At 74.5% G+C, this 18,725-nt stretch carries 16 protein-coding genes and 2 pseudogenes; 7 read left to right on the top strand and 11 right to left on the bottom strand.

Annotated features, from left to right (window positions below; genetic code table 11):
- Positions 1-346: 346 nt before the first annotated feature.
- Positions 347-595: pseudogene (locus AB0Q99_RS26080) on the bottom strand (DNA-binding protein); the annotation flags it as partial.
- Positions 596-1,061: 466 nt separating this feature from the next.
- Positions 1,062-1,880, bottom strand: a complete 819-nt coding sequence (locus AB0Q99_RS26085; protein WP_363575695.1) for an SDR family NAD(P)-dependent oxidoreductase — start codon at positions 1,878-1,880, stop codon at positions 1,062-1,064.
- Between the two features lie 747 nt (positions 1,881-2,627).
- On the opposite strand from AB0Q99_RS26085, the gene AB0Q99_RS26090 reads away from it, so the two are divergent.
- Positions 2,628-3,410, top strand: a complete 783-nt coding sequence (locus AB0Q99_RS26090) for a GNAT family N-acetyltransferase (RefSeq protein ID WP_363575697.1) — start codon at positions 2,628-2,630, stop codon at positions 3,408-3,410.
- 161 nt (positions 3,411-3,571) lie between these two features.
- Entirely contained in the window at positions 3,572-4,072 is a 501-nt protein-coding gene (locus AB0Q99_RS26095; RefSeq protein ID WP_363575699.1) for a universal stress protein, read from the top strand.
- Here AB0Q99_RS26095 and AB0Q99_RS26100 read toward each other — a convergent pair.
- The 8 genes and pseudogenes from AB0Q99_RS26100 to AB0Q99_RS26135 all read right to left on the bottom strand — a co-directional run bounded on the left by AB0Q99_RS26100 (position 4,069) and on the right by AB0Q99_RS26135 (position 10,119).
- Positions 4,069-4,590, bottom strand: a complete 522-nt coding sequence (locus tag AB0Q99_RS26100) for an ATP-binding protein (protein ID WP_363575701.1) — start codon at positions 4,588-4,590, stop codon at positions 4,069-4,071. The genes AB0Q99_RS26095 and AB0Q99_RS26100 overlap by 4 nt on opposite strands.
- Positions 4,566-4,943: a universal stress protein gene (locus tag AB0Q99_RS26105; protein WP_363575703.1), complete on the bottom strand. Its 378-nt coding sequence runs from the start codon at positions 4,941-4,943 to the stop codon at positions 4,566-4,568. Before AB0Q99_RS26105 ends, AB0Q99_RS26100 begins: the two co-directional genes overlap by 25 nt.
- 57 nt (positions 4,944-5,000) lie before the next feature.
- Positions 5,001-5,555, bottom strand: a pseudogene (locus tag AB0Q99_RS26110) (hypothetical protein).
- A gap of 180 nt (positions 5,556-5,735) precedes the next feature.
- Complete coding sequence (locus AB0Q99_RS26115; RefSeq protein ID WP_363575705.1) at positions 5,736-6,836, bottom strand: MerR family transcriptional regulator; 1,101 nt, start codon at positions 6,834-6,836, stop codon at positions 5,736-5,738.
- A complete protein-coding gene (locus AB0Q99_RS26120; RefSeq protein WP_363575707.1) occupies positions 6,830-7,051 on the bottom strand; it encodes a DUF6480 family protein in 222 nt (73 codons plus the stop codon). The genes AB0Q99_RS26115 and AB0Q99_RS26120 overlap by 7 nt, the downstream gene beginning before the upstream one ends.
- 215 nt (positions 7,052-7,266) lie before the next feature.
- Positions 7,267-7,752 carry a DUF427 domain-containing protein gene (locus AB0Q99_RS26125; RefSeq protein WP_363575709.1) on the bottom strand — a complete coding sequence of 162 codons (486 nt, stop codon included), beginning with the start codon at positions 7,750-7,752 and terminating at the stop codon, positions 7,267-7,269.
- Positions 7,749-8,363 (bottom strand): sigma-70 family RNA polymerase sigma factor, encoded by a 615-nt coding sequence (locus tag AB0Q99_RS26130; RefSeq protein ID WP_363575822.1) that lies wholly within the window; start codon positions 8,361-8,363, stop codon positions 7,749-7,751. The genes AB0Q99_RS26125 and AB0Q99_RS26130 overlap by 4 nt, the downstream gene beginning before the upstream one ends.
- Positions 8,364-8,667: 304 nt before the next feature.
- Positions 8,668-10,119 carry an MFS transporter gene (locus tag AB0Q99_RS26135; RefSeq protein WP_363575710.1) on the bottom strand — a complete coding sequence of 484 codons (1,452 nt, stop codon included), beginning with the start codon at positions 10,117-10,119 and terminating at the stop codon, positions 8,668-8,670.
- Between the two features lie 60 nt (positions 10,120-10,179).
- Between AB0Q99_RS26135 and AB0Q99_RS26140 the strand changes: the two genes are divergently transcribed.
- Positions 10,180-10,722 (top strand): helix-turn-helix domain-containing protein, encoded by a 543-nt coding sequence (locus AB0Q99_RS26140; RefSeq protein WP_363575712.1) that lies wholly within the window; start codon positions 10,180-10,182, stop codon positions 10,720-10,722.
- Positions 10,723-10,801: 79 nt separating this feature from the next.
- Here the strand turns inward: AB0Q99_RS26140 and AB0Q99_RS26145 are convergent, their stop codons facing one another.
- On the bottom strand, positions 10,802-12,889 hold the full coding sequence (locus AB0Q99_RS26145; RefSeq protein ID WP_363575714.1) for a glycosyltransferase family 4 protein: 2,088 nt from the start codon (positions 12,887-12,889) through the stop codon (positions 10,802-10,804).
- A 247-nt stretch (positions 12,890-13,136) separates the two neighbouring features.
- Between AB0Q99_RS26145 and AB0Q99_RS26150 the strand changes: the two genes are divergently transcribed.
- The 4 genes from AB0Q99_RS26150 (at position 13,137) to AB0Q99_RS26165 (ending at position 18,723) form a co-directional block, all read left to right on the top strand.
- Positions 13,137-14,486 (top strand): glycosyltransferase, encoded by a 1,350-nt coding sequence (locus AB0Q99_RS26150; RefSeq protein WP_363575715.1) that lies wholly within the window; start codon positions 13,137-13,139, stop codon positions 14,484-14,486.
- A gap of 254 nt (positions 14,487-14,740) precedes the next feature.
- Positions 14,741-15,562, top strand: a complete 822-nt coding sequence (locus tag AB0Q99_RS26155) for an oxygenase MpaB family protein (RefSeq protein ID WP_363575717.1) — start codon at positions 14,741-14,743, stop codon at positions 15,560-15,562.
- A gap of 82 nt (positions 15,563-15,644) precedes the next feature.
- The gene (locus tag AB0Q99_RS26160) at positions 15,645-16,076 is read left to right on the top strand and encodes an SRPBCC family protein (protein ID WP_363575718.1); all 432 of its coding nucleotides are present in this window, start codon (positions 15,645-15,647) and stop codon (positions 16,074-16,076) included.
- A gap of 250 nt (positions 16,077-16,326) precedes the next feature.
- Positions 16,327-18,723 carry a lamin tail domain-containing protein gene (locus tag AB0Q99_RS26165; protein ID WP_363575719.1) on the top strand — a complete coding sequence of 799 codons (2,397 nt, stop codon included), beginning with the start codon at positions 16,327-16,329 and terminating at the stop codon, positions 18,721-18,723.
- The last annotated feature ends 2 nt before the right edge of the window (positions 18,724-18,725 follow it).

Genomic DNA, 18,725 nt, shown 5'->3' on the forward strand with positions numbered 1-18,725 from the left:
CACAGCTTCTCCACCCCCCGCGCGATCAGGGCGATGACGGCGAACACGGCGACCGTGACACCGACGTAGATGAGATCGGACATGGGCTCCACCAGGGGGCTCAGGGGATGGAACCGTGGGGCGCCACGTGGGCGTCACGGCACCGGGGGAAGACCGGCGGGGAGCAGCCAACCAGCTGTCAGGGGCCTGATCCCGGTCCCTGACGCCGCCCATATGGGTGATCCTGAAACATTGACGCGGCTTTGATATGCGCGTCATGCGCCCGAGATCTCGGGTTGTCCGAAACGTTTCGGGGCCACGGACAGCGCGGAGGTCCGGGACCCGACGAGTTCCCTCTCGCCGTTGGTCAGAGCTTCTCCGGCTCCGGAACGTCCATCCTGGGAGTCGGCTCGCCGCGACGGACCGCGCCGGGCGCCCGGCGGGCGGGGTGGTCAGCCCCGGGGGCGGAGGACAGCTGCCAGGGCACGCTGATCACCATCACGCCCGGGCTGAACAGCAGCCGGCTCTTCAGCCACAGCGCCGACTGGTTGTGCAGCAGGTGCTCCCACCAGTGCCCGACCACGTACTCAGGGATGAACACCGCGACCGCCTCGCGCGAGTGGCTCCGCCGGTACTCCCGCACGTACTCGCCCAGCTCCTCGCTGCGCATCGCCCGGCCGATCACGAGGCGCTTGAGCGCCTGGGCAGGTTGAACACAGTTGCAGGCGTAGGCGGCTACCAGGCAGGGGCGGCGCCCCACGAGGGCACGCGTAGGCCATTCGGCGGCGTGGGGGGCAGGGCATCGGGGCCGCCTGACGCGTGCGGCCCGGAGTTCACCCGTCCGGGGTGTTCAGGCATGCGGCGGCCCCTGGCGTCCGTCGTCCGCCACAGTTCGGACGAGGCCGCCAGGGGCCGCCGGGGATCACCCGATGCCGGTGGCACGCGGCACCGGGTGGGTTCAGGGGGTGGTCAGCTCTGCCCGGCCTTGCGGCCGTGGTTCGCCTTCTTCTTCCGGCGGGCCTTCTTCTTGCGGGCACGCTTGGACATCGTGTGCGTTCTCCTCAGTACGGGTCAGGTCCGGCTCAGGCCTGGGCGACGAGCTGGTCGGCGAGCTTGGCGAGGCGGCGCTGCGAGCGCTCCTCCTGGGCGATCGCAGCGGTCGGGGCAAGGTTGCCGCCGTCGTAGTACTCGCCGTTGATCAGCGCCGTGTCCGGCAGGCAGAGCCGGACCACGGCCGCCGCCCCCTCGGCCGCCGGCGCGCCGGTGCGCCCGTACAGCGGGAGCAGCGCGGTGTCGCACTGGCCCGGGTTGAGGCTGACGGCGGTGATGCCGGAGCCCTCGGGTGCCATGTCGCGGGTGTCCATCGTGAGCGCGAGCTGGGACTGGGCGTAGGCGGCGACCCGGGAGTACTTCTTCACGCGGTGCGGGTCGGACCAGTTCATCGAGGCGGTGCGGTGAAGGGACGAGGAGACGTTGACGATCCTGGCGTCGCCGGCCGCCGCGAGCGGGGCGCGCAGCAGCTTGGCGAGCAGGTGTGCGGCGAGGAAGTTGACCTGGAGCGAGATCTCGTTGCCGTCGTCGGTGAGGGTGCAGCGCTCGGGCGCCATGACGGCGGCGTTGTTGACCAGCAGGTCCAGCGCCGGGTAGTGCTTCACGACCGTGCCCGCGAGTACGGCGACCTCGGCGAGGTGGGTGAAGTCGGCTGCCAGCTCGACGAGTTGGTCCCTCCGAACGCCGGTCGCGACCAGTCGCTCGACGGCGTCCCCGGCCTCGGCGGCCGTCCGGGCGTGCACCAGGACGGTGGCACCGTGCCCGGCGAGGAGTCGGGCGGTCTCCCAGCCGATGCCGGAGGAGGCGCCGGTGACGAGGGCGGTGCGGGCGGACAGAACAGCGTCGGACATGACCCATCCAAGGGTGACAGGGCACGGCCGGGGTGCCGCCGGGCGCCGAAGCGCGCCCGGCAGGTGCCGGCGGTGCGGGGATTGTGCTGCGATGAGAGGCTCGCCAGCCCCGATCCGTCCGTGGACGGCCGCGCGGCGATACGCCGGGGCTGATTGCGGGAAGCGAGACGAATTCCGGCCGGAACGGCCGTAGTTCGCCCGGGTCCAGGGCGTGCGGGCGAAAGTCCCGCGCTACCGGACCGTGATGAGGACCGCGACAGCGACGACCAGGGGCCGCGTATGCGGCGGGCGGTCGTGATGGCGTGTCGAGCGGTTCATGCCGTCCATCAAAGTCGGCCCGGATCCCCGGAGCAAGTCCGCTCCGCTCTCCTTACGGAACCCTGATGCCGGCTGGACGATTCGTCAGATCTTCAGCGGAGCACCGGGTGATACGTCCGCCCGCCGGGCCGCGTGGAGTACATCTGCGCGGACGGGGACTCCTCGGGCTACTGGTGCGGGTTCGGCCGGCGGGTGCCGACGGTGCGGCTCCCCAGCAAAGAGCTCGGGCGGGCGGGGAAGGCGCGTTCTCGACGTGATCCTGATGCGCGCGGGAATGCTCCGAACGCGATCTTGACGGCGTGCCCTGCCAAGCACCCGAATGACGACGGCCGGGCCGGACATCAGGGTTTCGTCAGAGCCGGCTCCGTCGGCGCCAGGCTTCCGTCAAGCCCGGTGCGCCGGAGCCGCGCCGGGTGAGCCACTGGCGCGGTGACCGCCGCCACTGCCCACCTGTCCTTCATCAACCTGCTGCCGTTCGAGGAGCCCGGAACCGAGGCGATCGCCGCCCACGTCGAGCGCAGCGGCCACGGCGGCTGGTGGGCCGACCGGCCCGACTCCGCGCGGGCGCTCCTGGTGTACAGCGGGCCCGAGCGCCTGCTCCGCGGCGATCCCCGGTACCTCGACCCGGCGGCGCTGGCCCCGCTCGGACGCGGCCAGTTCACGGCGCCGGAGCGCTTCCTCCCGCTGCTCGGGCGCACCTTCACCCACATCACCCCCTGGGTCCGCACGGTCTACGTCCAGCACACCGCGCCACGGCCCGTCTCCCCTCATCTCGCGGACTGGGTAAGGCCGTTGGTCTCCTCGGACGTACCGCGGTTCGAGCGGTTCACCGCCCGGACCGGGGCATCCGCGTCGGCGCCCGAACTGCCCCACTGGCTGACCTGGACCTGGGGAGGGCACGCGGAGCTGGCCGCGAGCGGCTTCGCCTGGGGTGCGTTCCTCGGCCCGTACCTGGCCGCGGTGGCCTGCGGGTACCTCGTCGGCCGCCGGCACATGGACATCGCCGTCGCCACCGACCCGGCGTTCCGTCGGCTGGACCTGGCCCTCGCCTGTGTGACGGCCGCTGCCGACGCGGCGCGCGGCGCGGGCCTGACCCCGACCTGGGCCGCTTCCCGGGTGAACCTGGCGAGCCGGGCCCTGGCCGCGGCCGCCGGCTTCCGCCCGGTCCGCGACGAGGTCGTGTACTGGACCGGGCCCGCCCGCGCCCGCTGACCACTCGGCCTCGACGGACAAGCCGGCCGTCGTCAAGGAGTCGCCAGGACCCGATCCCCGGGCGTCATGGTTCTGTCAGCGGCTGTCCGCCCGACGCGGGTGCGGACTTCACTGGACGTGCGGGCCGACAGCCGCCCGCACGATGAAGGAGTTGAACGGCCATGACCGGCGCCACACGTGTGATCGTCGGACTCGACGGGTCTCTGGGCAGCCTCGCCGCCCTGGACCGCGCGGTGACGGAGGCGACCGCGCGCGGAGCGGTCCTCGTTCCGGTGACCGCCTGGCAGCCGTCCGACACGGACGGCCTGCGCCCGTTCTCCGAGCTGGAGCACGCCGCCCGCCGGCGCGTCGACACCGCCTTCGAGCAGGCCTTCGGCACCTACCCGGCCCACCTGATCATCCGCCCCGTGGTGGTCCGCGGCGAGGCCGGCCCCGCCCTGCTCTCCGCCGTGACCTCCCGGAGCGACCTGGTCGTGGTCGGCGCCGTCGGCCACCGACGGTTCCGCCATGCCCCGCACGGATCCATCGCCCGCTACTGCCGCGCGCACGCCGCCTGCCCGGTGATCACCGTCCACCCGTCGGATTTGCTGCGCAGCCTGGAGTTCGCCGCCCGAAGCGGCGCGCCGATCCCCCTCGCCACGCGGGCGCGCCGGGCCGCCTAACCGGGGCTTGCCGACGCGGCCCGGCGGAGGCCGGACACGAAGGTCGTGCCACCCTGGGCGTGCTCCAGACGGTCAGCTCGCCGCCCGGCGCCTCGGTGAAGCCCTTGGCGACGGTCAGTCCGAGGCCGACGCCCGCGATCCGGCCGGCCGGGCCCGTGGCGGCTGCGGTGGAAGGGCTCGAAGAGGTGCTCGCGCTCCTGGTCGCCGATGCCGGGACCGCGGTCGACGACCCGCACGTCCACCCGGTCCGCCACGGCGCCCGCGTCCACCCGCACCGGGGCGCCGGGCGGTGACCAGGTCCGCGCGTTGGCCAGGACGTTGGCCCGTGCCCGCTCCAGCGGGCCGGTGTCGGCCTCCACCGGCGGGAGTCCCTCCGGGAGATCGAGGACCACCGGCGAGCCACCGGGCGGCAGGCTGCCGACCGCCGCGACCAGGACGTCCGCCAGATCGGTCGGCCAGAGGGTCACCGGTACCCGCCCGGCCTGAAGGCGGCTCAGGTCGAGCAGGTTGGCGACCATGACGAAAGCCGGCCGGCACGGGCGCGGGGCGCGCGGCAGCGCCAGCAGATCGGGCCCGGCGGCGGCAGCACCCGGACGTCGATCGGGCCGGCCAGCCGGATCACCCGGTTGATCACCGAGCCGCTGACCAGCTCCCGCAGCCGCGAGCGGCCGGTCGGCCCGAGCAGGATCTGCGTCGCGCTCTCCGTGCGGGCGAAGTCGACCAGGGCCCGCGCCACGTCGTCGCCGGTGATCTCGACGTAGGCGCCGTGCAGTTCGCGCAGCAGCTCGTGCTGGCCGGCCGGGGCGGGCGGCTCCCGCTGGACGGTCCCGTCGTCCGCGCGGACGTGCACGCCGATCAGGTCGCCGTGCACCCCGGTGGCCGTCCGCGCGCCCCGACGGATCAGGTGCCCACCCTGCAGCGCCGCCGTTCAGGACCACCATGATTCCTTGGTCCCCCACGGCGCCCGGATGCCGTGCCGGGCCCGGTAGTCGGCCGGCTCCTCCTCCATCCGGTCGGCCAGCCGGAGCAGGGGGAGTTCCCGCAGGGCGCCGAGGTTCCCAGCCCGGAAATCGTTGTCCAGCGCCACATCGATCTTGTCGGCCGCGTAGACATCGCCCTGCGCCATCCGGGTGCGCAGCGCCTCGGGACTGAGGTCCACCAGCTCGATCCGGTCGGCGGCCCGGACGACCTCGTCCGGGATCTTCTCCCGCTGGACGATGCCGGTGACCTGCTCGACCACGTCGTTCAGGCTCTCCAGGTGCTGGATGTTCAGCGTCGTCGCAACGTCGATCCCCACGTCCAGCAACTCCTGCACGTCCTGCCAGCGCTTGGGGTTGCGGCTTCCCGGAGCGTTCGTGTGCGCCAGTTAGTCCACCAGGGCGAGCGCGGGGCGCCGGGCGAGCAGGGCGTCGATGTCGAACTCGGTCAGCTCGATGCCCCGGTACGGCACGTTGCGGCGCGGCACCACCCTTCGAACGTCCATGATGCCCCGGTGCGGGGCGCAGAGCGCGGCCGCAGCGGCAGACGGACGAGCGGGAGGTCCGGTCACCGACCTGGCCGGCACAGGTATCCGTTCTGCCTGACGCCATGTCAGAGAAGTCAGCAAGCGGTCAGCAGTCGCACCGGGGCACCGGGCGGCGCCGACGGCCACGACCGTCGGGGTTCAGTCCGTGACGGCCTCTTCGAGGAGGTCGACGGCGTCCGCGAGGGTACGGGGGCGGGCGGTTCCGGCTGGGGCCTGGGTACGGGCCCAGCCGGGGCCGGCGGTGATGACCACCGCCCCGCCGCGGGAGCCGCGCGGACCCCACAGGCCGGCGCCGACCCTGCGCACCAGCTCGCGGTCCGCGGTGTGCCGGTCCTGGGACCAGATCATCACGGCCCCCGGGCCGAGCCGGTGGACGGCGTCGAGCAGGGCCCGGGGCGGGACGGCCGCGCCCAGCATGCGGAACGGGAGGGCGCGTTCGGTCAACGCCGCAGCCGTGGCATCGAGCGGGAGGGTGTGCAGTTCGGTGGGCGTCGCGGCGAGGAGGACCGGCGGCACGGGCCGGGCGGCCACGGGCCCCACGGCCACGCCTCGCAGGACAGCGGCAACGTGCCAGGACAGCAGGTGCTCGACCTCGACGTACTGCTCGCCGTCCGCCGCCCACTTGCGGCCGGCGGCGCGCAGCGCGGGCATCATGACCTCCGTCCAGGCGTCGGTCACGCCGAGCGTGTCGACCGCTTCGCGCAGGATCCTGGCGACCTCCGGCGCATCGAGCCGTACGGCTGCCCGGGCCAGGCCCCGGCATTCGGGGCGTACCGTCCCGACCCGCAGGGCCCGGCTCCCGCCCGGGCCGGGACCGGGGAAGGGGGCAGGACCGGGAACGGGGGCGGGGCCGGGGACAGGGAAGGACGCGGGGGCGGGCCGGGAGGTCGTTCCCGGCCGACGGGGAGCGGGCTGCGGGCCGTCGTCGGGCTCGGCGGCGCTGCGCTCGGCCAGGGCGGCGCGGGCGGCTTCGCCCGGCGGTACCCCGCGGGCGGTCAGGCGGCACATGGCCTCCAGGACGGCGATGTCCCGCCGGCTCCAGCGGCGATGGTGTCCGGCCTCCCGGCGGGCGGGGCCGATGCCGTAACGGCGTTCCCAGGAGCGGACCGTGGTGGGGGACACGCCCAGGCGCCGGGCTACGCCTCCGGTCGGCAGACCCACGTCCTCCATCGGGTCGGAGGGGACGGACGGGCCGCTGCCCCGTGGTCCGGCATCGTGTGCGGCGGACGGGGTCACCATCCCGCGATCCTGCCCACCGCGAACCCCACGCAGCACACCACCAGGACGGCGATCACCAGCAGGGGAATCCAGCTGGGCCAGGCCGTGTGCAACTCGACCGACTCCGGGGTCGAGATGCCCGAGCACGTCGACGCCTCGCATTCCGGCGTCTCGCTGGGAGGGCTCGCGGGGACGGGGCGCTCGTGGGTGGTGGGGATCTGCCGGTCGACGGTCATGACGTCCTCCCGGGGCTGGGACGTTGGCGGTGTTGCGGTGGGGGTGTGCGCCGGATTCCGGTGCTTCAGGGTGTCGGGGCGCGCCGTGTCGGGGCGCCCCGAGTGGATCGACGGCTCCATGGTCGCTCTGTCCGCGTGTTGCGCCCAGTCGCAGCGTTTGTGCAGCGTAGGGAGGGGACGACCGCGCGCCGGTCCGGTAGGCGCTGCCGGGTCGTTCACCAGCCCGCTGTGCCCGGGCCCCCTTTGTACGGGCCGGTGATCTCGCCGGTGATCCACCCGCCGTAGAAGTCGCCCTCCTGTGCGCGCACCGTTTCGCCGTCCACCGTGCAGCGATCCACCCGTCCTGGGTAGAACGCCAGCCTTCCGCTCAACTCCCGGTAGGCGGGCAGCGGTTGGGGGTAGCTCCAGGCCGCGTGCGCCGCTCTGCGCGCTCCGACCCGCACGTCCCAGTACCGGGCCTGCCCCTTCCACTCGCAGACGCTCACCCCTTCGGCCGGAGTGAGGAGTTCGGTGGCCACATCAGCTGCCGGCAGGTAGTACACCGGCGGGTGGCTCGTCTCCAGCACCCGCACGGCCCGTGTGGTGGACGCGACCAGCCGTCCGCCGAACCACACCTCGATCAGTCGGCCACGAGCGGCCCGGACCACCGGCGGACGCGGGTAGTCCCACACCGATTCCAGCTCAGGGTGCGACGCTGTCACGGCCGCGCCCCTACCACGCGACCCGCTCCGGGGACCGACCCGGGGACCAGCAGGGGACGATCGCCGTCGAGCGCGGTCGCGGCCCGGAGCCGGATGAGGCCGTCGCGGATCCGGGTCTTGACGGTGCCCAGCGGCACTCCCACCCGGTGCGCGATCTCCCGCTGCGTGTAACCGCCGTAGTAGGCCAGCACCACCGCCTCGCGCTGCGCCGCGCTCAGGTGCGCGAGGGCGTGCCGGACCCGCTGCCGGTCGAGCGAACGGACCGCCTGCTCCTCCGGCGGATCGCTCTGCACCGGCTCCCAGGCCCCGGCCCGGTGGTCGCGCTCGGCGGACGCCCGCGCGGAACGCACGCGGTCCACCGCCCGGTGGTGCGCGATGGTCAGCACCCAGGTCATCACCGACCCGCGCTCGGACCGGTAGGCGGCGGCGGTCCGCCACACTTCCAGCAGGACCTCCTGGGCGACTTCCTCGGCGTGTGCCGGGCTGCGCAGCAACCGCAGCGCGACCCCGTACACCGGTCCGGCGACCGCGCGGTACAACGCCTCGAACGCGGCGTCGTCGCCGCGGGCCGACAGCTGCAGGAGGCGACGCAGGTCCTCGGCCGCCGGCACCGGGCCGCCGGTGAAGCCTGAACCGCTACCGGTCTTCGTTCGCGCAGTCACACCTTCACGGTGCGACGATTCGACCCCGGAGGCCGAGCCGAAACGTTTGTGCAGCGTTTCGGCGGCAGCACGGCACGACCGGCCCGATTCGTCACCGTCCACGGCAGAGAGGCCTCGCGCCGCGACCACCCGGGACCGGGGCAGGTGGCGTCGACGGCCTGAGCCGGCCCCACCTCTCCGGGCCGGGCCGGCTTCGCCGTGGATCCTGCGGTAGCCCCAGCGAGCCGTTCTCGCGGCGGCGGAGGACTGCGGCCTACTCGGGGCCCGTCGCGGTGTTCGCCGCGGTGTGCGCGATCGCCCGCCGCTGGGCGACCGCGAGCACCAGCGCCGCCGCACCGGCCAGCAGCACCGCCGCGATCACCGCCGTCCACCCGCGCCGGAAGCCGTCCAGCGCGGCCTGCGGGCCGTGCGGTGTGCCGATCAGGCTGACCATCAGTGCCACCCCGACCACCGCGCCGATCTGCCGGGCCATCGTGGTCACCGCGGAGCCGGTGGCGAAGCGCGCGGGCGGCAGCGCGGCCGCGGCGGCGCCGATGAGCGTGGGCAGCACCAGCCCGACGCCCAGGCCGGTGAGCAGCATCCCGGGCAGCAGTTCGGTGGCGTAGCCGGGGTCGATGTCGATCACCGCGGTCCACCAGCCGACGCCGCCCGCGAACAGCAGGGTGCCGAGGGCCGCGAGCCGTCCCGGGCCGAGCCTGCGTACCAGGGCCGCACTGCCCAGGGCCACCGGCGGCACCAGCAGCGGCCCCGGGGCGACGGCCAGTCCGGTGCGCAGCGCCGAGTATCCCCAGGCCTGTTGGCACCAGAGCACCGAGGTCAGCAGCATGCCGGCGAAGGCGACGGTGAAGAGCAGTGCGGCGGTGTTGGCCGCGGCGAAGCTCGGGACCTTCAGCAGCGGAAGCTCGACGATGGGTGCCGGGTGGCGGGCCGAGCGGCCCAGGAACGCACCGGTGAGCAGTGCCGAGACGAGCAGGCCGCCGAGCACCCGGGTGGAGCCCCAGCCCCAGTCGTCCGCCTTGACCAGGGCGACCGCGAGGGCGGCGATGGCGGCGGTGAGCAGCGCCGCGCCGAGGAGGTCGGGCAGCGGTCCCGGCTCCGTGCCGCGCGGCCGGGGCAGCACGCGTGCGCCGGCCACCAGGGCGGCGACGCCGATCGGGACGTTGACGAGGAACACCCAGCGCCAGTCGGCCTCCACCAGCAGCCCGCCGAGCACCGGCCCCAGTCCGGCGGCGATCCCGCCGATCGAGGCCCAGGCCCGGATGGCACCGGCACGCCGGGCCGGGGCGGTGGTGTCGAGGAGCAGCGCCAGCGAGGTGGGCATCAGTGCGGCGGCTCCGGCGGCCTGGACGAGACGGGCGCCGTCCAGCCGGCCCACGCCGGGTGCCAGTGCGCAGAGCGCGGAGGCGACGGTGAAGACCGCCAGCCCGCCGAGGAACACCGTTCGGTGGCCCACCCGGTCGGCCAGCCGTCCGGCCGGGACGAGCAGCGCGGCGAACACGATCGCGTAGCCGTTGAGCACCCAGGAGAGGGTGGCCAGGCTGCTGCCCTGGAAGTACTGCTGCATCGCCGGGAGCGCGACGTTGACGATGAACAGGTCCAGGTTCGCGACGAAGACGGCGGCGGCGACGACCAGGAACGTGGTGCGGCCGCGCGGCGCCGTGGCGGCGGGCCCGACCTGTGGGTTTGATATTCCAACTGTGTCCATGGCGGGGAACGCTAGCGGCAGGGAGTTTGAAAACGCAACCCACTGTGGCAGGCTGACCGCATGACCCCGCCCGCCGCCGCACCGGCACCCGGCCGCCCCTGCTCCATCGCCGCCGCGCTCCAGATCCTCGGCGAGAAATGGGCCCTGCTCGCCGTCCGCGAGCTCTTCTACGGCAACCACCGCTTCGACCTGATCGTCCGCAACACCGGCGCCCCGCGGGACCGCCTCACCGCCCGGCTGCGCGCCCTGGAGGAAGCCGGCGTGGTCGAACGCCGCCCGTACAGCACGCGCCCCCCGCGCTACGAGTACCACCTGACCGAGGCCGGCCGGGACCTCGCCCCGCTCACCCAGGCGCTGCTCGCCTGGGGCGACCGCTGGCTGTCCCCCGAGCCGCCGGTGGTCCTGCACCACCACCCGGCGGAGCACCCCGACCACCCCCTGGACGCGGCCTGGACCTGCCGCACCTGCGGGGAGGAGGTCCGCAATCCGGACGTCGCCATCGCCGTCCGCTCCCCCGGCTGGGACCGCCAGGGACCGACTCCGCCGCCCCCGCTCGACCGCACGCCGCACCCGGAGAACCGGACGCCGCGGACCCCGCACTGACGACCGCCGGCGGTCGGACGGCGCTGCCGGTGTGGTGCTCGGCGCGCCGGGTCCACCGCAACACCCCGGCGCACGCTCCTCACCGGCAGGTACCGGCCGCCGGCCTCCCGCCGGAGCGGCCCTGGCCGCACGTGGCCCGGTAGGCGTCGGCCAGCGACGCGGCCATGGCGTCGATGCCGAACCGCTCGCGCACCGTCGCGGCCCCGGCCGCCGCCATCTCCGCCAGTTCCGGCGCGGGGGTGCGGACCAGGGACCGCAGGCCGTCGGCCAGCCCCCGCACCGATTCGGTGGCCAGCAGTCGTCCGTTGACGCCGTCGCGCAGGTAGTGGGAGGCCCCGCCGCGCCGCGGGGCGGCCACCGGGAGACCCGCTTCCATGGCCTCCAGCACGGCCAGCCCGAACTCCTCCTTGGCGCTGGGGCACACGTACCACGCGGATCCCGGCCGCCCCTGCGCCAACGCCCGCTCCAGCAAGCGGACATGACGGTTCGACAGTGCGGGCCACGAGGCGGCCCGTCGCAGCGCCACCGGGTCCGTCGCCAGGAGCTCGGCGACCCGGCCGCGGACCCCTGCTTCCACACTGGTCGGGTTCGCGGGAGACCCGCCGACCAGCAACAGGGTCGTCCGGTGGTGCAGGCCCGCGAGCAGCCAGGCGCGCACCAGCTGCTCCTGCTGCTTGACGGGGTGGAGCCGCCCCACGCACAGCAGCAACGGCAGCTCGCGGTCGGCGGCATCCAGACCACCGGCGCTCCCACCGCCATCGTAGAGCCGCGCGAGCAGTCCGCGGACGGTCGCCCCGTCGTCCGCGGCAGGCCGGAAGGGGGTGATGCCCTCGGGCTGCACGTGGACCCGCCTGGTCTCCAACTGCGGGAAGTGCGTGCGCAGTTCGTCTGTTCCGGAGCTCCCCGGCATGGCCACCAGCAGGTCGGCTCGGGACACCAGACGGTCGGCGACGAAGACCCGGTGCAGGTCCAGGCGCAGCGCGCGTCCCGCGTCGCCGGTCCGCTCCGGCAGCAGGCCGGCGTGCCGTTCGTCCATCGCGCGGTGGGGGTCGGGGGTGACGGTGAACGCGAGCTTCGCGCCGTGGCGACGGGCGGCCCGGGCGACGGCGAGTGAGGCGTCGTCGGCGAACCTGACGTGCACCATGTCCGGCCGGGCGCCAGGGAGTTCGAAGACCCGGGCGGTCCACCAGGCCAGCGCCGCCTGATGCTCGGCGGCGTTCTCCGGATCGAGCGTTCCCGGCAGGTCCACGGGCAGGCGCACCAGCAGGTGTGCCCGACCCGACCGGCGCACCAGGTCCGCGCGTTCCACCTCCGCGGGCCGGGCCGTGGTCAGGGTGAGGACCCGCGCGACGCGCGCCCCGGCCGTCAAGGCCTCGCCGAGCCCGGTCAGCAGCACGCTCATGCCGCCGCTGAGTCCGGTGCCGGGTTCCTCCAGGCTGCCCAGCAGCATCGACTGCGCGACCACCGGAGATCCCCGGAAGGGCTCGGCCAGGACACCGGACGCGTCCCTGAACCGCCGGCCCGCCGGTGACCCCGGGCGTGCCCGCTCGGCGCACGCGGCCAGCAGGAGCTGCTCGTAGGCGTCCCTCCCCGTGCGGGGAGCCGGCAGCGCGGGACCACCGCCGGGCACTCCCGACAGGTAACGCCACAGTGCGTGGGTCGGCCCTCCACCGGCGGGCTCCAGTGCGACCGCCGCTCCGGGCGACAGCGGCCGCAGGCCGTTCGCGTCCGCCACGTCCAGCAGGAACGCCGTCTCCGCCGGACCGGGATCCGCGAGCAGCCTGCGGCGGATCTCCGCGGTCGCGGTGAGCCCTTCGTCGAAGCCTGCGCTGTGTTCCCAGGCTTCCGCGAGCGCCGTTCGTTCCCACGCCTCCAGGTCGGGCGCCGCGCCCGTGGCGGCCAGCACCCACGCCGGCACGGCGCGTTCGGAGCGTGCGAGCTGTCGCAGCCGCGCCGCGCGCCGGTCCGAGACCGGCAGCACCGCGTCGGGACGGATCCACGAGCCCCCGTACTCGGCCCGTGCCAGCCGCCCGAGCAGGTCACCGCCGGTGACCGCGGCGGCGTCCCGGGCCCAGTGGAACCTGCGCCACGCGGCGAACGCCCCGGCACCCGCGAGATCGATCGGTGGAGTCGCCGCGGCCGTGGCCGGTGTGACGTGGTGGGTCATCGCTCTTCCTCCCATGCCGCCGTACGGTCACGGGCGTTTCGGAGACGGGCGACGCAATGGATTGGATCCGGCGACGCTCCGGCATCGCCCCGTGCCGGTCCAGGGCTGCGGGACTGCGGAACCTCCAGGACCCGAGAACCCAGGGCCGCGGGACCGCGAACGCGCCTCGGGCCGGCGTCCGTGGCGACGCCGGATCCCTGGCATCATCGAAAGCCCCGCGCGCAACGACGCCCCGATGGAGGCCGGCATGACCCGTGTCGTCGTGATCAGCCCGCCCTTCCACTCCCATGCCCGGCCGCTGGCCACGCTCGGCGCCGCGCTGAGCCGGCACGGCGCACGCGTCGACTTCGCCTGCACCCCCGCCTTCGCCGACCTCGCCGCCCGCGGCGGCCTCGGCTTCACCGAGCTGGCCGTCACGCGCAACGCCAACCACGGCATCGCCGAAACCACCCGCCAGGACCGGGCCGAGGCCCACCGCCTGCGCGAGTTCCTCGACGCCACGCACCACGGCCCGGCCGCGACCCTCCTCACCCAGGCCCGCCACCGCGCCGACGACCTGCTCGCCGACCCCGAACGCGTCCTGCGCGACCTCGCCGTCCTCGACGCGCGACTGCGCCCCGACTGGTACCTCGTCGACCAGCTCTCCTACGCGGCGACCCTTGCCCTGCACTGTCTCGGCCTGCCCTACGCCACCTTCTGCCCCGGCCACCCCAGCTATCTGCCGACCGTCCCCGACGCCTACTTCGGCCTGCCGTACGCCTGGCCCGGCGCCCTGCGCCCGGCCCCCGCCGACCTCGCCCGGCTGCGCGGCGCGGCAGCGGCGAACGACGCCGCGTTCACCGCCGCGTTCGCGGACATCGCACGGCGCCACGCCCCCGACCGGCCCGCACCCGGACGGGCCTTCGCCCTGTGCTCACCGCACGCGGTGGTCTTCAACTACCCCCGCCTGCCGTGGCTTCCGCCCGCTCCGGCCGGCCCGGAGGCCCTGTACACCGGCCATCTGCTGCCGCCCGCCGGACCCGAGCCGCTGGACGAGCACTGGCAGGCCGTCCTCGCCCGTCTGACGGCGGACGGACGGCCCTTGGTGCTCGTCGCCCTGGGCACCTTCCTGTCCGCCCGCCACGACGTCCTGGTCACCGCCGCGGCCGGCATCCTCCGGCACACCCCGGCCTCGGTGATCGTGGCCGCCGGCGAACGCGTCGCCGCCGTCACCGGCCACCCCCTGCTGCGCGACACCGCGCCCGAACGGCTGCACGTCGCCCCGGCCGTCCCGCAACAGGAACTGCTCCCGCGCGCCGCCGCCATGGTCCACCACGGCGGCAACAACTCCTTCACGGAGTGCCTGCACGCCGGCGTGCCCGCACTCGTACTGCCCTTCTCCAGCGACCAGTTCGCCATCGCGCACGACGCCGAACGCGCCGCCGCGGCGCTGTGCCTGGACCCCAACACGCTCACGCCCGAGGCCGCCGGCCGGGCCGTCGCCGCGCTCCTCGCCGGACAGGCCCGCGGCACCGCGGCGCTCGGCGCCGGGCTGCGCCCGTACGGCCCCGGGTGGGCCGCCGCCGGTCTCCTGCGGCGCATGCCCGCCCGTCCCTGAAACCTTCGCCACCGGCCCGGCCACCGCGCGGACCGCTGCGACCGGCACCCGCCGGGCCACCGCGACCAGGCGACGCACCAACGCTGCGACTGGCCCGGTCCGGGCATCGCCCCCCAGGATGGAGAGGCAGGGACGATCGCGATACAGCCCCCGTGGAGGGTCATCATGCGCACGGCTCCGGACGGTCCGCGGTGAACGGGGATCCGCACGGTCCGACGGCGGTTCCGGCTGCGGGGCTGTTCACGCCGGACTCGGTGTCCTGGACCGTGCACGCCGACCCGTCCATGGTCCTGGGCGGTCTGCGGGCCCTGCTCCTCCAGGCGCTGCACCCTCTCGCGATGGCCGGTGTGGCGCAGCACTCCGCGTTCCGTGCGGACCCGTGGGGCCGGCTCTACCGGACGGCCCACTTCGTCGGCGCGGTGACGTACGGCACGGGCGGCGAGGTCCGCGAAGCGGTCGACCGGGTCCGGCTGATCCATGCGCACGTCCGCGGGACCGATCCGGAAACGGGCCTGCCCTACCGGGCCGACGACCCCGCACTGCTGACCTGGGTCCACTGCGCGGAGGTCGGCTCGTTCCTGACGGCGGCCCGGCGCGGCGGGCTGGCCCTGAGCGACGCCGACGCCGACGGCTACCTCGCCGAGCAGGCGCTGGTGGCGCGCCTGATCGGCGTCCCCGAGTCCTTCCCGGTCCCCTCCAGCGTGGCGGAACTGGACGCCTACACGGCCTCCGTCCGCCCCCTGCTACGGGTGACCCCCGCCGCTCGGGACGCGATGCGTTTCGCCACGATGCCGCCGCTGCACGGCTGGGCCCTCCTCGCGAGCCCGCTCCTGCCGGCCTGGACCGCCCTGGTCGGCTGCGCGGTCGGCCTGCTCCCGGCCTGGGCCCGGCGCCTGTACGGTCTGCCCGGCTGGCCGGCTACCGACCACCTGGCGACGGCCCAGGCCAGGCTGATCCGGCACGCGGCCCTGCGGCTGCCACGGTCCTGGCGTGAAGGCCCCCATCTGGCCGCCGCCCGCCGGAGGCACGACCCGGCCCTCTGGAGGGCGCCCCGCGAGAACGCCGGAAGCCCGTGACGGGCTCCGTGACGGGCCACGCCACACCACACCGAGCCATCCACGGACGCGTCCGCGACGAACAGAAACGCGAGGAGACCTGATGATCACCGTGGAACGCGCCATGGTCGTCGACCGCCCCGCCGGGGAAGTGCTGCGCTATCTGGCGGACTTCGGGAACACCACGGAGTGGGACCCGGGCACCGAGAGCTGCGTGCGCCTGGACTCCGGTCCCGTGGTGGCCGGAGCGCGCTGGCGCAACACCTCGCGGTTCAGGGGGCGGCGGACCGAACTCGACTACCGCCTGGAGGAGTACCGGCCCGACCGACTGCTCTTCGTCGGCCGGAACCGCACCGTCACGGCCACCGACGACCTCACGCTCCGCGCGTCCGAGGGACGCACACTGCTGGTCTACCGCGCGTCGCTGCGGTTCAACGGCCCGGCACGTCTCGCCGCACCGTTCCTGCGGGCCGAGTTCGAGCGCCTCGCCGACGCGGTGGCCGGCCGGCTCCCCCTGGTGCTCGCGAGCCGCTGACCGACCGTCCGGGCGATCACGGTTCACCGCCCCCGGCGCCCCGGGCGTCACTTCTGTGACGCGGCCGGGGATCCGGAGGACGCCGCCCCACTTGTCGCGCGTAGAAACGTTCTTCCGCCGTACGTCTGGCAGTTGCTCGGCACGGACGGTAGGGATCTGGTAGCGCTGCTAGAACCTCAGCGCCCGACCTTTCCCGTCCGTGGTCACACCGCCGGGCCACGAGCCCGGACGGTGGTCAGGAGTAAGCCTCATGCGGAGCACCCCGATTCCCCGGATCACCCCGAGAATGCCGCGCGTGCGGCGCCGGACGCTGGCAGCGGCCTCGGCCGCGGCCGTGGTGGCGGCGCTGGTGGCGCTGCCCGGCGGCGTGGCGCAGGCGGTGTCGCCCGACATCGTGATCAGCCAGGTGTACGGCGGTGGCGGCAACTCCGGCGCCCCGTACGCCAACGACTTCGTCGAGCTGTACAACCGCGGCACCGCGCCGGTGTCGGTCACCGGGTGGACGGTGCAGTACGCCTCGGCCGGCGGTTCCAGCTGGTCGCGGACCACCCTCTCCGGGACGATCGCGCCCGGGCACCACTTCCTCGTCCAGGAGGCCGCCGGGGCCGGCGCGGGCGCCGCGCTGCCGACGGCGGACGCCACCGGCACGATCGCCATGTCGGCCACCTCCGGCAAACTCGCCCTCGTCACCAACGGAACCGCGCTGACCTGCGGTTCGGGCTGCGCGAGCCAGCCCGGGGTGAAGGACTTCGTCGGCTACGGCAGCAGCGCCGGCTCCGCCGAGGGCTCGCCGACCGGCAACCTGTCGAACACCACCGCCGCCCTGCGCGCGGGTGGCGGCGCCACCGACACCGACAACAACGCGGCGGACTTCGCGATCGGCGCGCCCGCGCCGCGCAACTCCTCCACCGGCGGGGGCGGCAGCCCCGGCGGCACCCGGATCCACGACGTCCAGGGCGCCGCCCGCACCTCCCCGCTGGCCGGCAGCGCGGTCAGCGCCGTGCCCGGCGTGGTGACGGCCGTCGGCCCCAACGGTTTCTGGTACCAGGACCCGCAGCCCGACAGCGACCCCGGCACCAGCGAGGGCATCTACGTCTACACCACGAGCGCGCCCTCGGTCGCGGTGGGCGACTCGGTCACGGTGAGCGCCACCGTCAGCCAGTACCGACCGGGCGGCACCGGCGGCACCACCAACCTGTCGATCACCGAACTGACCGCCCCCACCGTCACGGTGGTCGCCCACAACACGCCGCTGCCCGCTGCCACCCTGGTCGGCCCGGGCGGGCGGATACCCCCGTCCGCGGTCATCTCCGGCGTCACCTCCGGCGACGTCGAGGCCGCGGGGAACTTCCGGCCCACCACCGACGGCCTGGACTTCTGGGAGTCCCTGGAGGGCATGCGGGTCGAGATCGACGACGCGGCGGTGGTCGGCCCGTCCAACAAGTACGGCGAGGTCCCGGTCGTCCCGCAGGGCAGCACCACCCGCACCAACCGGGGCGGCATCCTGCTGCAGGCCAACGACGGCAACCCGGAGCGGGTCGTCCTCGGGAAGGCGCTCGCGCCCACCCCGACCGCCAACGTCGGCGACACCCTGACCGGCGCCACCGTCGGCGTCCTCGACTACGCCTTCGGCGACTTCACCCTCCAGGTCACGGCGACCCCGACGGTCACCTCCGGCGGCATCGCCCCCGAGGTCACCGCCACACCGACGGCCGGTCAACTCGCCGCCGCCACCTTCAACGTGGAGAACCTCGCCCCGTCCGACCCGCAGAGCAAGTTCGACGGCCTCGCGGCGGGCATCGTCACCAACCTGCGGGCGCCCGACCTGGTCGCCCTGGAGGAGATCCAGGACAACAGCGGCGCCACCGACGACGGCACGGTGAGCGCGACCCAGACCCTGGCCAAGCTCACCGCGGCGATCACCGCGGCCGGCGGCCCCGCCTACTCCTACCGCGAGATCGACCCGGTGGACGACCAGGACGGCGGGCAGCCCGGCGGCAACATCCGCCAGGTGTTCCTGTTCCGCACCGACCGCGGCCTCTCCTTCACCGACCGCCCCGGCGCCGGATCCACCACCGCCGACTCCGTGGTGAACGCGGGCGGCACGCCCCAACTGGCCTACTCCCCCGGGCGGATCGACCCGACCAACGCGGCCTGGAACTCCAGCCGCAAGCCGCTGGCCGGCGAGTTCCGCTGGAACGGCAAGCCGGTCTTCGTGATCGCCAACCACTTCAACTCCAAGGGCGGCGACCAGCCCCTCTTCGGCCGCTACCAGCCGCCGGCGCACCCCTCGGAGAGCCAGCGCCACGACCAGGCGACGGCGGTGAAGGGCTTCACCGACCAGATCCTGGCCGTCGACCCGAACGCCTCGGTCATCGTGCTCGGCGACCTCAACGACTTCGAGTTCTCGCAGACCGCCGACATCCTCACCGCCGGCGGCTCGCTCACCGACCTGCCGCGCACCCTGCCGCTGCCCGAGCGCTACACCTACGTGTACGAGGGCAACTCCCAGGTGCTGGACCACATCCTGATCTCCGGCTCGCTGGCCGCGACGGCGTACAGCTACGACATCGTGCACATCAACAGCGAGTTCAGCGCGCAGCTCAGCGACCACGACCCGCAGGTGGTGCGCATCCCGCTGCCGTAACG

This window comes from Kitasatospora sp. NPDC086791, from assembly GCF_040685975.1.
Classification (GTDB): domain Bacteria; phylum Actinomycetota; class Actinomycetes; order Streptomycetales; family Streptomycetaceae; genus Kitasatospora.

What these genes read in the sequence shown, in the direction of transcription:
- AB0Q99_RS26120 (WP_363575707.1), bottom strand. Translation starts at nt 7,051, where the DNA reads ATGACCGTCGACCGGCAGATCCCCACCACCCACGAGCGCCCCGTCCCC.
- AB0Q99_RS26095 (WP_363575699.1), top strand. Translation starts at nt 3,572, where the DNA reads ATGACCGGCGCCACACGTGTGATCGTCGGACTCGACGGGTCTCTGGGC.
- AB0Q99_RS26140 (WP_363575712.1), top strand. Translation starts at nt 10,180, where the DNA reads ATGACCCCGCCCGCCGCCGCACCGGCACCCGGCCGCCCCTGCTCCATC.
- AB0Q99_RS26165 (WP_363575719.1), top strand. Translation starts at nt 16,327, where the DNA reads ATGCGGAGCACCCCGATTCCCCGGATCACCCCGAGAATGCCGCGCGTG.
- AB0Q99_RS26160 (WP_363575718.1), top strand. Translation starts at nt 15,645, where the DNA reads ATGATCACCGTGGAACGCGCCATGGTCGTCGACCGCCCCGCCGGGGAA.
- AB0Q99_RS26135 (WP_363575710.1), bottom strand. Translation starts at nt 10,119, where the DNA reads ATGGACACAGTTGGAATATCAAACCCACAGGTCGGGCCCGCCGCCACG.
- AB0Q99_RS26115 (WP_363575705.1), bottom strand. Translation starts at nt 6,836, where the DNA reads ATGGTGACCCCGTCCGCCGCACACGATGCCGGACCACGGGGCAGCGGC.
- AB0Q99_RS26100 (WP_363575701.1), bottom strand. Translation starts at nt 4,590, where the DNA reads ATGGTCGCCAACCTGCTCGACCTGAGCCGCCTTCAGGCCGGGCGGGTA.
- AB0Q99_RS26150 (WP_363575715.1), top strand. Translation starts at nt 13,137, where the DNA reads ATGACCCGTGTCGTCGTGATCAGCCCGCCCTTCCACTCCCATGCCCGG.
- AB0Q99_RS26145 (WP_363575714.1), bottom strand. Translation starts at nt 12,889, where the DNA reads ATGACCCACCACGTCACACCGGCCACGGCCGCGGCGACTCCACCGATC.
- AB0Q99_RS26085 (WP_363575695.1), bottom strand. Translation starts at nt 1,880, where the DNA reads ATGTCCGACGCTGTTCTGTCCGCCCGCACCGCCCTCGTCACCGGCGCC.